Below are 12,872 nucleotides of genomic sequence, written 5' to 3'. Positions count from 1 at the left end.
TGATAAACATAACCGCAAGGCCTGCCGTGCCCTGGTGGTTACTTCTTCTTTTTCGGGGCGATGACCATGATCAGTTGGCGTCCTTCCATCTTAGGATGCTGTTCGACCGAACCGTACTCGAGCAGGTCACCTTCAACCCGCTTGAGGAGTTCCATCCCCAGCTCCTGGTGGGCCATCTCACGACCGCGGAATCTCAACGATACCTTGGCCCTGTCCCCATCACTCAGGAAACGTACCAGGTTGCGCAGTTTTACCTGGTAATCCCCTTCCTCCGTCCCTGGACGAAACTTGATTTCTTTAACCTGAATTTGCTTCTGGTTTTTCTTCGCTGCAGCAACCTGCTTCTTCTTTTCGAAGATCGATTTGCCGTAGTCCATCAGCTTGCAAACAGGGGGCACTGCATCGGCGGAAATTTCCACCAAATCCAGTTTGGCTTCTTCAGCCTTAAGAAGCGCGTCTTCAATTGACACAATCCCAAGCTGCTCGCCTTCAGCCCCAATTAACCGAACCTCGCGTGCCGAGATATTCTCGTTGATCGGGGCTTTCGGTGCAGCTCGTTTATCTTGTCTCATTTCACGCTTAATAGTAATTACTCCGAATCTGGGCGACCACGCCGGGAAACCGCTTGAGCGAGGAATTCAGCGAATTGAGCGACGGGCATCGAGCCCAGGTCAGCACCTTCACGTGTACGCACAGCGACAGTCTGCATTTCGACTTCCCGATCTCCGATAACCAAGAGATAGGGAACCTTGAGCAAAGTATGCTCGCGGATTTTAAAGCCGATCTTTTCATTTCTCAAGTCGGACTTGGCACGAAATCCGCTTTGATTGAGAGTTTTTTCAACTTCAGCGGCAAAATCTGCCTGTTTATCAGTGATATTCATGATCACTGCCTGAGTCGGAGCCAGCCACGCAGGGAACGCGCCCTCGTAATGCTCGATCAGAATCCCGATGAAACGTTCGAAAGAACCCAGGATCGCCCGGTGCAACATAACCGGGTGCTTGCGACTGTTGTCTTCGGAGACGTATTCGGCTCCCAGACGGATCGGCAGGTTAAAATCGAGCTGCAAGGTACCACATTGCCAGACACGACCAAGGCAATCTTTTAGCGAGAACTCGATTTTCGGACCGTAGAAAGCACCCTCGCCTGGCTGCAGATCGTACGGAAGGCCCGCACTATCAAGGGCTGCGGCCAGCGCGGATTCTGCGCGATCCCACAACTCATCGGAGCCAACGCGTTTTTCCGGACGAGTGGAAAGCTTCAGCTCGATGTCCTTGAAGCCGAAGTCGGCATAGACATCCAGAGTCAGCTTGATGAACGCAGCGGACTCAGCCTGCATTTGCTCTTCAGTACAGAAGATGTGTGCGTCATCCTGAGTGAATGCGCGCACTCGCATAATGCCGTGCAAGGCACCAGACGGCTCGTTACGGTGACAGGCACCGAACTCGGCCAGACGCATTGGCAGCTCGCGGTAGCTTTTCAAACCCTGATTGAACACTTGCACGTGGCAAGGGCAGTTCATCGGCTTGATCGCGTAATCGCGGCTTTCCGACTCAGTGGTGAACATGTTCTCGGCGTAGTTCGCCCAGTGCCCGGACTTCTCCCAGAGGCTGCGGTCAACGACCTGAGGAGTTTTGATCTCCAGGTAGCCGTTGTCGCGCTGAACCTTGCGCATGTACTGCTCAAGCACCTGGTAAAGAGTCCAGCCATTCGGATGCCAGAAAACCATGCCCGGTGCTTCTTCCTGGGTATGGAACAGGCCGAGACGCTTCCCAAGCTTGCGATGGTCGCGCTTTTCAGCTTCTTCAATACGCTGGATATAGGCGGCTAGTTGCTTCTTGTCTGCCCAGGCGGTGCCGTAAACGCGCTGCAATTGCTCGTTTTTAGCATCGCCACGCCAGTAGGCGCCGGACAACTTGGTCAGTTTGAATGACTTCAGGAAGCGCGTGTTCGGCACGTGCGGGCCACGGCACATGTCGACGTATTCTTCGTGATAGTACAGGCCCATGGCCTGTTCATTCGGCATGTCTTCGACCAGACGCAGCTTATAGTCTTCGCCGCGGGCAGTGAACACGTCGATCACTTCGGCACGCGGAGTGACTTCCTTGATGACGTCGTAATCTTTCTCGATCAGCAGGTGCATACGCTGTTCGATGGCCGCCAGGTCGTCTGGCGTGAAAGGACGCTCGTAAGCGATGTCGTAATAGAAGCCTTCATCGATGACCGGACCGATGACCATCTTCGCCGTTGGGTACAGCTGCTTGACCGCGTGGCCAATCAGGTGGGCGCAAGAGTGGCGAATGATCTCCAGCCCCTCTTCATCCTTTGGCGTAATGATTTGCAGGGTCGCGTCGCTGCCGATCACGTCACTGGCATCGACCAGTTTGCCGTTGACCTTGCCAGCTACGGTGGCCTTGGCCAGACCAGCACCAATGGATGCGGCGACCTCGGCGACAGAAACCGGATGATCGAATGAACGTTGACTGCCGTCGGGAAGAGTAATAGTTGGCATGGCGCCTCCTCTCCTAGTGGTGACCCCTACCAAAGGTCACGTGGGTTGGGATGAGCCAGTACAAGATCCGATCCAGGCCATTCAATAACGAACGCCTGCCTTACAGCGGCAGGAGCCTTGCGGCCAACCGGAAAACCGAACCAGAGTGACTGGGATTCAAATCAGGGTTATTCGTGCAGTTGCCGCTGCCGGGACTGAATGTCAGCCAGAGCCTGCAAAAGCACGAGCGAAGAATCCTAGCACAGATGAACGGTCGTCGATGCACCCGCGCCTTATGCCAGCGTAAAACGACGTTTTTTATGCCAGAGTGCTGAACTTGAACCCGGTTTTATCCATCAGATAACAAGACATTTGACCCACAAGGAGCATCCAAGCATGCGTCTGAATCGTTTATTCGCAGTAGTCGCCCCTATCGTCCTTCTGCTGCCTCTGGCGGCCCATGCCGATTGGCCGAAGGGCGAGCGGGAAAAATACATGGCGCAATGCATTCCTGCTGCCGCACAGAAGATTGGTGATGCACAGGCAAAAGCAGTCTGTGCGTGTGGCGCCGATCAAATCAAATCGTATCCTGCCAAAGACCTTACGGCATTGATGAACGGCACGGCCAGCAAGGAACTGGGGGAAGAGGCGATGCAAAAAATTGCCAAGTGCAAGGCAGATACCGGTACGAAAAAATAAGCCTGAGGAAGCACTGTTCAGGTCTGAAATGACTGAAAAAAGGGCCCGAATACCGGGATCTCAGACATTTTATGCAAGTTTTACAGCTTTTTTATCGTCTTTACTTTTGGCTGAAAGCCTTTTAAACCGGGGCTTCCAGCCAGATCAAGCAGCAAAGAATGTACAGTTGAAGGGCAAACAGCACCTACAGGGGGCTCCCAAACCGTACATTTCGACTATGATAGTCCCGTGTGCCCAGTTGGCCTGAGCAGCACAGCACTACTGAAAATATATGTTTCTTGGAGATACACCATGTCTAATCGCCAAACCGGCACCGTTAAATGGTTCAACGATGAAAAAGGCTTCGGCTTCATCACTCCTCAAGGTGGCGGTGACGACCTGTTCGTACACTTCAAAGCTATCGAAAGCGACGGTTTCAAAAGCCTGAAAGAAGGCCAGACCGTTTCCTTCGTGGCTGAGAAAGGCCAAAAGGGTATGCAAGCTGCACAGGTTCGCGCTGAGTAATTTCTCCGCGATCTAAAAAAACCCCGTCCATGTGACGGGGTTTTTTATGCGCCTAAGAAAAGCCGGAAGCGATCAGCCGCAGTTGATGCGAGTGATCACCAGGTTTTCATCGGTGTTGAGGTTCAGGCGATCTGAGCGATATTCAAGGGTTACCATGTCGTTCGGCTTGAGGATTCGCGCGTTCTGCGCCCCTGAACGCGTGCGAGCCTGCTCCAGAAGCTCAGGCGAGGCCTTCTTGCCAATGGCGAATTCGGCGGCTTTAGACTCACAGCGACTGTGTCCGGTCTCGGTAGCCACAGGGTCTTTTGCTGACTCCGCAGTATTGCAACCCGTCAAAATGACTGCAGCTAACAAAGTACCGAATGACGCGAGCTTCCAAGGCATGAAGCCTCCTTTTGCAAAAATAGGTAGAGATCGTGCGACAGCTGATTTGGCTTTTGGTTTCAAAGGAATGCTGGCACTTTGCCACTTCCTTCCAGCCGACGGTAAGTTTGCCTTAGCTGGCACGCAGCGTTCATTACTGAATCGTGACTGAATATGAGCAATGATCAGTAGATGTCGATGTAGTCGAGAGGTGGATTTGGCCAGTTCTGCTTCAGCGCATTGAATATCTGCATGACCCAGACCGCGTCACTTGCAGCTACCGCACCGACGTAGCCAGATCCCTTCGCCCAGGTTTCCAGACGAAACAAAAGACCTTCAATATCGGTACCGCCCACCACGCCTGAAGAAATGTAGGCAATACCGGCCTTGGTGACCCGCAACTGGGTATGCGTATCATCGCTGGCAGAAGCCAACAGTTGGCGCACAGCCTCAAGCGTCAAACCGTCAGGAGTGCTCAAATCGATCTGCACAGTGCTTTCCTTGAAAATAATCAAAGCCCAAGTGTCGCATAGCCCTCCCGTCATGCCTAAGTCGGAGTGCCAAAAGCCTCGCAAGATGTTTAACTCAGCACAGTCCCAACCACTAGGATAGACGACCAAGCATTGCTCGGCCTATTCAGACCTCGCGAGTTCCTCATGACAACCGTAACCATCGACGCCGACATCAAAGCCAAATGGCCTCAAGGGCATTGCTCCTACAGCCCTGGCAGCCCTGAAGAACTGGCCATCATCGGTATCGACCTGCTAGTCAAAGAACTGGGGACACAGGCCGCCCAAGCGTTTATCGCGCAGGTATTCGAAAAATACCCGGCCAATCACATGGGCGCGCCGCACACTGAAAGGGAGTAACACCCCACAAGCTGGCACCTGCGGGGCCGAAGCTTACTTAAGACGAGCGAGACGCGCCGTCAACAAGTCGAAGAAGCCTTGGGCATCCCCGTTCTCAACCCAGAACACGTTCTTTTCCTGCTTCAGGCCGTCGTACCAGTCGACGACGGTCTGACCAAAGGTCGGGCCTTTGCGGCTGTCGATCACCATGTTTACGTGGCGCCCCGTGAACAATTCAGGCTTGAGCAGATAAGCGATGACAGTAGCATCATGTACCGGACCGCCCGGGATACCGTAGTGTTCCATATCGCCTTTGACGTACTCGTTGAGGATATCGCCCACCACCTTGCTGGCATTGGTGCCTAGCGCCGCGATCTTATTCAGACGCTCTTCGCTGGTCAGCACCTTGTGGGTCACGTCCAGCGGCAGGTAGGTCAGCTTGACGCCGCTTTTGAGGACTACTTCAGCGGCCTGCGGATCGGCAAACAGATTGAATTCAGCGACCGGGGTGATGTTGCCGCCGTTGAAGTGCGCGCCCCCCATGACCACCACTTCCTTGATGCCCTGGGTAATGTCCGGCGCCTGAATCAGCGCCAGCGCCAGGTTAGTCTGCGGCCCCAACATGGCAATCGTGATGCTGTGGGGTTTGGCTGCGCGCAAAGTGTCGATCAGGTAATTGACCGCGTTACCCTTGGCCAACCCTTCTTTGGGCTCGTGCACCGTCACACCCGAAATACCTTCCTTGCCATGAATATTCTCGGCATAGATCGGCGTACGCAACAAAGGCTTAGGCGCACCGGCGTATACCGGCACTTCTTCGCGCCCTGCCCACTCACGAGCCAAACGTGCATTACGTGAAGTCTTGTCCAGTCGCACATTACCGGCAACGGTCGTGAGCGCGCGAATGTTCAGTTCTTCAGGCGATGCCAGGGCAAACAACAAAGCAACGACGTCATCGGCACCCGGATCGGTGTCGATGATCAAATCTATTTTTTCCGCCGCCTGGGCGCTTGTAGCGGTGATCAATGACAAAAGCAGCACACTCCGGATCAGGTGTTGCAGTAGTTGAGCATAGCGGTGCATAGCGCACTCCTTGTGCGTGAAAAAACCGGGGTGGGATACAGCGATCTAAAACGTTACCCCCGCGACCAAAACGATGTTGCAGTACGGCTGACATTCGCCGGTACGAACAATCGCCCGCGCTTGTCGGCTGAGGGTTTTGAATGCCTCATGACTCAGCAACGTACGCTTGCCCAATGCTGCCTTGGCCGTCAGCTCGTCAATGACCTGAAGCGCGGGTGGTTGCTTGAGCAGGATTTCTTCGGCCAGCACATGGCTTTCCACCTGCATTTCGCTGAGCACGATCTGCAAGGTGCTGACGAAGTCCGGAATGCCCATGGTCAACGCCAGGTCGATCAACTCGACACCCGGCGGCACGGGTAAACCGGCATCGCCGATTACCACCATATCGCCATGACCCAGGGAGGCAATCAATCGCGACAACGCGATGTTGAGTAACGGGGTCTTTTTCATGAGGGGCTAATGGCCTGTACGTCGGACAAGGTTGGAATGGAAGGTTGGGCGCCCGCTCGAGTGACCGACAACGCCGCAGCGATCTGACCGAAGCGAATCGCCTCGGCCTCACTTTTACCGGACGCCAGCGCTGCGGCAAAACCGCCGACGAAGGTGTCGCCTGCTGCCGTCGTATCGACTGCCTTGACCTTGGGCGCCGGGAAATGCTCGACGCGTTGCCCATTGGCGAACAATGAACCTTGGGCTCCGAGGGTAATGATGACTTTGCCAGCGCCCGCAGCAATCAATCGACTCGCCGCAGCTTCAGCGGTTTTCAGCGAATCTACAGGTAGGCCGCTCAAGGCCGCCGCCTCGCTTTCGTTGGGAATCAGGTAGTCGATGGACGAATACCATTCAGCCGGAAGTGGACTGCTCGCAGGGGCCGGATTGAGAATCATGGTCTTGCCCAGTTCACGACCGCGCTTGAGGGTGTAGCCCACGGTCTGCATGGGTACTTCGAGCTGGCAAATAATCACATCAGCCGCCTGCAACACCGAGTCAAAACCTGTGACCACTTCGGGCGTAAGCAACCCATTAGCGCCCGCAACGATCACGATCGCGTTCTGGCTGCTGTCATCGACCACAATCAGCGCCACGCCACTGGAACCTTCGACTGTCGTCACCGCCTGGCAATCGATCTGCTCGGCCAGCAGCGCCGCTCGCAGTTGCACGCCATAGCCATCGGTGCCAACACAGCCGACCATCGACACTTCGGCGCCCAGCCGTGCTGAAGCGACGGCCTGGTTCGCGCCTTTGCCGCCGGAGACCGTGGCAAACGACTCGCCAATCAGCGTTTCACCGGCCCGAGGCAGCCGCTTGGCCCGAGTGACCAGGTCCATGTTCAGGCTGCCTACTACCACTACTTTTGCTGGCATACGTCAGTACTCGTTAATTCGTTTCAGCGGAATTCGGCGAACACGCCAGATAGCGGCGCAGTCGACTCTCGCAAGACAATGCTTGGTGTCACGATGCGTTGATCGGTCGCAAGTGCCGGTGTCGCGATCCGTCGTAAAAGAACCTCCGCCGCCATCTCACCCAACTGCAGGATCGATTGGCCCACTGTCGTTAATGCCGGATAGACATATCGGCTCATCTGGATATCGTCGAAGCCAATGACCGAGAGCTCGCTCGGCACGCGAATATGGCGCTCAGCCGCCGCACGCAACACACCGATACCGATCATGTCGTTACCGGCAAATATGGCACTGGGCGGATTCTTTTCCAGCAACGTGGCAGCAGCGCTATAGCCGCCGTTACTGGTGAAGTCGCTTTCCAGCATCCGCTCTTGTGGCACTTCAACACCCGCCTCTTTCAACGCCCGGCAGTAACCGGCCAGACGCATTTGCGCCACGCTGGTATGCGCCGGACCACCGATGCAGGCGATATCCCGATGCCCCAGTTCCAGCAAGTGCCGTGTCGCCAGATAGGCACCGTATTCGTGATCGATGCGCACCAGATCCGCATCGACTCCCTCCAGGCCACGGTCGACAATCACCATGGGCGTGCGCACTGCGGCCAGACCTGCAGCCAGACCGGCATCACCGCCAGCCGAAGCGACGATCAAGCCATCGATTCGCTTTTCCAGCAGCACCCGCAGATAGCTGCGTTGCTTGTCTGGATTGTCATCGGAGTTGCACAGAATCACGCAGTAGCCGTTACGCTCGCAGTAATCCTCAATGCCCCGAGCCAGTTCGGCGAAGTACGGGTTGAGGCTGTTGGGCACCAGCAAACCGATGGTCGCCGTGGTCTTCGCTTTCAACGAACGAGCCACGGCGCTGGGCACGTAGTCCAGACTCTTGATCGCCGCTTCGACTTTGACCCTGACCTCTTCGCTGACCGGCCGCGTTTTGTTTACCACGTGAGAAACCGTGGTGTAGGAAATCCCCGCCAGCGCTGCTACATCTTTGATCGTTGCCATGACTCAAACCCGCCGACGTGCGCGTTGACTGCGATAAGTATCGAGCACCACCGCCACCACAATGACCGCGCCAGTGATGATGCGCTTGGTCGGCTCGGTTGCGCCGATTTGCGCAAGACCTGCAGCCAGTACAGAAATGATCAAGACGCCAAAAAAGGTGCTGATGACCGAGCCTCGTCCGCCCATGAGACTGGTGCCGCCGATGACGACAGCGGCGATCACTTGCAGCTCCAGCCCGGAGCCGGCATTCGGGTCCGCCGCTTCCAGACGGGAGATCTGAAACAGTGCCGCCACACCGGCCAACAGCCCCATCAGGCTGAATACCAGGATCTTGTAAGGTTTTGGATTGATGCCCGCCAGACGCACTGCTTCTTCGTTGGTGCCAATGCCGATCAGGTAGCGACCGAACACCGTGCGCGTCAACACCGCCTGAGCAATGAAGATGATCAACAACGCAATGATGAACGACGGCGAAATGCCGAAGGCAATCGGATTGGACAGCCAGGCAAAAGCATCACCGATATAGGCGGTGCGCGAGCCAGTCATCTGGTAAGCCACGCCGCGAGCCATTTCCAGCACGCCTAGCGAAACGATGAACGAAGGAATGCGCCAGGCCACGGTGATCGAACCCGTGATGGTCCCCGCTAAAGCAGCGACGGCCATGCCGAGCAAAGCCGCCGGTAAAACGCTCCAGCCCCAGCCGAGGATCGCCACACTGACTGCCGAAGCTGCCAGTGCCAGTACCGAACCGACTGACAGGTCGATACCGCCAATGATCAAGACGAAGGTCATGCCGACAGCCAACACCATCAAATCCGGAATCTGGTTGGCCAGCGTGCTGAAGGTGTCGTAGGACAGAAAATGACTGCTCAGGGTCGAGAACAGGGCAATCATCGCCAGCAAGGCGCCGGCCAGGCCCAGATAGGTGCCCAAGCCGTAATAGTTGCCACTACGTTTGCTGGCAGAAAGAGCAGTTGTCATGGAATGTCCCTAGGCGCCGCTTCATTGAGCGACGCATCACGTTTTTGGTAGCCGGCAAATGCGGCAGCAAGCAGTTCATCCTGGGTCCAGCTGTCGCGTTCGAAGGTCTCGATCAAGCGTCCGGCGGAAAGTACACCAATCCGGTCGCAGATCAGCATCAACTCGCGCAGATCGCTGGAGACCACCACCAACGCCTTGCCCTGGCGGGTCAATTCACCCAGCAAGCCGTAGATATCGAACTTGGCGCCAACGTCGATCCCTCGGGTCGGCTCATCGAACAGCAGGACCGAGCAATCGCGCTCAAGCCAGCGGCCGATCACGACTTTCTGTTGATTGCCGCCGGACAGCTCGGACACCAACTGTGCTGGGCTGGAACTGCGAATCCGCATGGCGTCGATTTGACGCTGAGCCAGAGCCGCCTCGTCACCACCGTTGACGATTCCGCCACTGGAGATGACCGGCATATTGCCCAGGGCAATATTGGCGCTGATCGACTGAGTCAGCAGCAGGCCTTCGCCCTTGCGATCTTCAGTGATCAAGGCAATCCCGTGCCCCACGGCATCGGTCGGCGAACGGATGCTGACGACCTGCGCCGGGGAACCCAGCGCTACGGTGCCGCTGTCTGCAATGTCAGCACCGAAAATCAAACGCAGCAGCTCGGTGCGCCCTGCCCCGATCAGCCCGGAGATACCAAAGATCTCGCCGCTGCGCACCTCGAAGGAGACGTCTCGGACCTTGTCCGAACGGGTCAGCCCTTTGACCGTCAAGGCAGGCGCGCCAATCTGGCGTGGTCCCAGGTCAATGTGTTCGCCCAGCTCGCGGCCGACCATCAGGTTGACCAGTTGCTCACTGTTGTAATTGCCCATCGGCTCGACGCAGACCAGGCAACCGTCACGCAGCACCGCAATGCGTTGTGCGACACGGGCCAGTTCTTCAAGTCGATGGGAGATATAAATGATCGCCACACCGCGAGCTTGCAGGCGGATGATTTGCTCAAAGAGCATTTCGACTTCACGGGCCGTCAGCATCGCGGTCGGCTCATCAAGGATCAACACATGACAATCGCCAATCAGGTTGCGGGCAATTTCGACCATTTGCTGATGACCAATGCCCAACTCGCCGACCAGCGTGTCTGGATCGATCGCATCCAGCCCGACCTGAGCCATCGCTTCAATGGCCGCCTTGCGCAGTTGCTTGCGACTGATCCAGCCGCCACGGCTGGGCAGATTGTCGAGAAACAGGTTTTCGGCGACGGACAAGGTCGGCAGCAGGTTGAGCTCCTGCATGACCATGCGGATCCCCAGATCCTCGGCCTGCGTCCGGCTTCCCGGACGGTAATCCTGACCATTGAACTGCATCTGACCTGTGGTCGGCGTGACCAGGCCACCGATGATTTTCGACAGGGTACTTTTGCCGGCGCCGTTTTCACCGGTCAACGCCAGCACTTCACCGCGCATCAACGTCAGGTCGATGTCGGTCAGTACCGGCTGAGTATAGGTCTTGCCGATACCCCTGACCGAGAGGACAGCGTTCGGGGCGAAAACTGACATAAGAAACTCTCCATGCGCTCGCCCGAATGAGCGAGCGCCGTTGTGTCGCCAGAATGACTATTTGGTGACGAGTTCAACCGGAGTTTCGATCACGCCATTGGCGCCGCCGTCGACCTTCTGACCCTTGAGGATTTTCAGCGCCGTTTCGATACCGAATACAGCCTGCTTGGCTGCGAACTGGTCTGCGGTCGCCAGTACACGCCCATCTTTGAGCATTGGCTTGATGGCATTGATGTTGTCGTAACCAACCACCTGAACCTTGCCCGCCTTGCCCGCTGCACGCACTGCGGAGACAGCGCCGACAGCCATGCTGTCATTGCCGGCCAGCAGGGCTTTGAGGTTTGGATACTCGCTCAACATGGCTGCAGCGACGCGGTTGCCAGCGTTGATTTCCCAGTCACCGGATTGCAGAGAAACCACCTTGATCTGCGCAGCTTCCATCGCGTCCTTGAAGCCTGCGGTGCGCTGCTGTGCATTGGTGGTGGTGGAAACACCTTCGATGATGCCGACTTCATCACCCGCCTTCAGCTGCTTGGCCAGGTACTCACCGACCAGACGGGCGCCCTTGCGGTTATCCGGCCCTACGAAAGGCACGCTGATGTTTTTGCTTTTGAGCACACCGACATCCAGTTGGTTATCGATGTTGATGACCGTGATACCGGCGTCGACCGCTTTCTTGATCACCGGCACCATCGCTTTCGAGTCGGCCGGTGCAATGATCAGCGCGTTAACCCTGGAGACGATCATTTGCTCGACAATACGAATCTGGTTGGCCGTATCCGTCTCGTCTTTGATCCCATTGGAAATCAAATCGAAATCTGTGGAGTGCGCTTTCTGGTAGCTCTTGGCGCCGTCTTCCATGGTCAGGAAGAATTCGTTGGCCAGGGATTTCATGACCAGGGCGACTTTGGGTTTTTCAGGGGTGTCGGCGAAGGCCGAGGAAAGAGGCAGCGCGGCGGATGCAGTTGCAAACATAGCGACAGCGAGAAGACGTCCAGCGAATGGCAGCTTCATGGGTTCACTCCGTTCTTATGATTATTGTGAGCAACGCTTGCGCTGGATTACGGCTTCGACAGCCGTTAATCACAGCGACACTGGACGAGACAAGATTTCCAGCCTGATCAAAACGATCACCTGAAACTCGCGCAAACGTTTGCGTAGATCAAACTATGCGAACCCTGCTGACATTTGTCAACGACAAGAAAACACCATTTTTTGAGAAGGCGTTCAGAAGACGCACTAACACCGCGGACGAAAAATTCAGGCCCGCGCGCTGTGCAGGGTGAATGTACTCAGTGACTCAAGCAGTCGTGTTGATCAAGGCACCCGCCGTCGAACCCTTGCTTAACTCCTTGAGCAAAGCGCTCGCAACTTCTTGCAGGGCGCCACTGGTGCCGACTATTTGTCCTTGAATGCCCATCACCACCGTAGTTTTAGCTTCCGGGGTCGGGTAACGCGCAGCCTGAGCCGATGCCAACTGTTGTTGTTGCTGCCTCAGGAGCTCCTGAAGCTCCTTCATTCGTTTAAGCAGTGTCTGCACTGTAATGCTGGCGCCTCCACCTTCAGCGCCCTGAGTCTCAGCCCCGCCAGAGCCGGCCTTGACCTTGCCACTCTCTTTGTCATCCCCCGTCGCGGTTTCAGCCGTGGCCTTGCTCAGCGCCTCAACGGTGGCAGGTGACTTGCCGTTGATGGTGATCGCGCCTGCAGCAGGGAAACCTATAGAGAAAGACATGTGAACTCCTGAAAAAAAAAAATCCTAAAAAGGTATCGACCTCCAGGGGGATTTCTTTACTTCGCAATCGAGCGGGATAAATCAGCTGTTGTCGCAGGATTTTCGTACTACCGAACGCAAATCCTCCACATAGTCGGAAAACCGGACACCGGTCTGCATCACGAAACAAATAAATAATAAAAAAATGATATATATCAAATAGTTAAATTATTTT

General features: G+C 56.0%; 15 protein-coding genes. 3 read left to right on the top strand and 12 right to left on the bottom strand.

Annotation, left to right across the window (positions count from 1 at the left end):
* Positions 1-38: 38 nt before the first annotated feature.
* Together infC and thrS are read right to left on the bottom strand one after the other, a co-directional pair.
* Complete coding sequence (gene infC / locus ACZYSM_RS16410) at positions 39-590, bottom strand: translation initiation factor IF-3 (RefSeq protein WP_176469887.1); 552 nt, start codon at positions 588-590, stop codon at positions 39-41.
* Positions 590-2,512: a threonine--tRNA ligase gene (gene thrS, locus ACZYSM_RS16405; protein ID WP_489072513.1), complete on the bottom strand. Its 1,923-nt coding sequence runs from the start codon at positions 2,510-2,512 to the stop codon at positions 590-592. The genes infC and thrS overlap by 1 nt, the downstream gene beginning before the upstream one ends.
* A 375-nt stretch (positions 2,513-2,887) precedes the next feature.
* Here thrS and ACZYSM_RS16400 point away from each other — a divergent pair, with 375 nt between their 5' ends.
* Together ACZYSM_RS16400 and ACZYSM_RS16395 are read left to right on the top strand one after the other, a co-directional pair.
* The gene (locus ACZYSM_RS16400; protein ID WP_489072512.1) at positions 2,888-3,190 is read left to right on the top strand and encodes a hypothetical protein; all 303 of its coding nucleotides are present in this window, start codon (positions 2,888-2,890) and stop codon (positions 3,188-3,190) included.
* Positions 3,191-3,481: 291 nt separating this feature from the next.
* Positions 3,482-3,694 carry a cold-shock protein gene (locus ACZYSM_RS16395; RefSeq protein WP_007905882.1) on the top strand — a complete coding sequence of 71 codons (213 nt, stop codon included), beginning with the start codon at positions 3,482-3,484 and terminating at the stop codon, positions 3,692-3,694.
* A 72-nt stretch (positions 3,695-3,766) separates the two neighbouring features.
* Here ACZYSM_RS16395 and ACZYSM_RS16390 read toward each other — a convergent pair whose 3' ends face one another.
* Both ACZYSM_RS16390 and ACZYSM_RS16385 read right to left on the bottom strand, forming a co-directional pair.
* Complete coding sequence (locus ACZYSM_RS16390) at positions 3,767-4,078, bottom strand: I78 family peptidase inhibitor (RefSeq protein ID WP_489072572.1); 312 nt, start codon at positions 4,076-4,078, stop codon at positions 3,767-3,769.
* A gap of 164 nt (positions 4,079-4,242) precedes the next feature.
* On the bottom strand, positions 4,243-4,548 hold the full coding sequence (locus ACZYSM_RS16385; protein WP_489072511.1) for a hypothetical protein: 306 nt from the start codon (positions 4,546-4,548) through the stop codon (positions 4,243-4,245).
* Positions 4,549-4,713: 165 nt separating this feature from the next.
* Here ACZYSM_RS16385 and ACZYSM_RS16380 point away from each other — a divergent pair, with 165 nt between their 5' ends.
* A complete protein-coding gene (locus ACZYSM_RS16380) occupies positions 4,714-4,926 on the top strand; it encodes a hypothetical protein (RefSeq protein WP_489072510.1) in 213 nt (70 codons plus the stop codon).
* A 33-nt stretch (positions 4,927-4,959) separates the two neighbouring features.
* On the opposite strand, the gene ACZYSM_RS16375 is transcribed toward ACZYSM_RS16380, so the two are convergent.
* The 8 genes from ACZYSM_RS16375 to ACZYSM_RS16340 all read right to left on the bottom strand — a co-directional run bounded on the left by ACZYSM_RS16375 (position 4,960) and on the right by ACZYSM_RS16340 (position 12,658).
* Positions 4,960-5,988: a nucleoside hydrolase gene (locus tag ACZYSM_RS16375; protein ID WP_489072509.1), complete on the bottom strand. Its 1,029-nt coding sequence runs from the start codon at positions 5,986-5,988 to the stop codon at positions 4,960-4,962.
* A gap of 45 nt (positions 5,989-6,033) precedes the next feature.
* Positions 6,034-6,438 (bottom strand): D-ribose pyranase, encoded by a 405-nt coding sequence (gene rbsD, locus ACZYSM_RS16370; protein ID WP_489072508.1) that lies wholly within the window; start codon positions 6,436-6,438, stop codon positions 6,034-6,036.
* Positions 6,435-7,352 carry a ribokinase gene (gene rbsK / locus ACZYSM_RS16365; RefSeq protein WP_489072507.1) on the bottom strand — a complete coding sequence of 306 codons (918 nt, stop codon included), beginning with the start codon at positions 7,350-7,352 and terminating at the stop codon, positions 6,435-6,437. Before rbsK ends, rbsD begins: the two co-directional genes overlap by 4 nt.
* A gap of 23 nt (positions 7,353-7,375) precedes the next feature.
* Entirely contained in the window at positions 7,376-8,395 is a 1,020-nt protein-coding gene (locus tag ACZYSM_RS16360) for a LacI family DNA-binding transcriptional regulator (protein ID WP_489072506.1), read from the bottom strand.
* A 3-nt stretch (positions 8,396-8,398) separates the two neighbouring features.
* Positions 8,399-9,376: an ABC transporter permease gene (locus ACZYSM_RS16355; RefSeq protein WP_489072505.1), complete on the bottom strand. Its 978-nt coding sequence runs from the start codon at positions 9,374-9,376 to the stop codon at positions 8,399-8,401.
* On the bottom strand, positions 9,373-10,926 hold the full coding sequence (locus tag ACZYSM_RS16350; RefSeq protein ID WP_489072504.1) for a sugar ABC transporter ATP-binding protein: 1,554 nt from the start codon (positions 10,924-10,926) through the stop codon (positions 9,373-9,375). The genes ACZYSM_RS16355 and ACZYSM_RS16350 overlap by 4 nt, the downstream gene beginning before the upstream one ends.
* Before the next feature lie 57 nt (positions 10,927-10,983).
* Complete coding sequence (locus tag ACZYSM_RS16345; RefSeq protein WP_489072503.1) at positions 10,984-11,940, bottom strand: sugar ABC transporter substrate-binding protein; 957 nt, start codon at positions 11,938-11,940, stop codon at positions 10,984-10,986.
* Positions 11,941-12,226: 286 nt separating this feature from the next.
* Complete coding sequence (locus tag ACZYSM_RS16340) at positions 12,227-12,658, bottom strand: hypothetical protein (RefSeq protein WP_489072502.1); 432 nt, start codon at positions 12,656-12,658, stop codon at positions 12,227-12,229.
* Between the last annotated feature and the right edge of the window lie 214 nt (positions 12,659-12,872).

It is taken from the genome of Pseudomonas sp. F220 (assembly GCF_057813935.1).
Note: the sequence above shows the minus strand (reverse complement) of the source record. Positions and strands in the feature narration are given on the sequence as shown.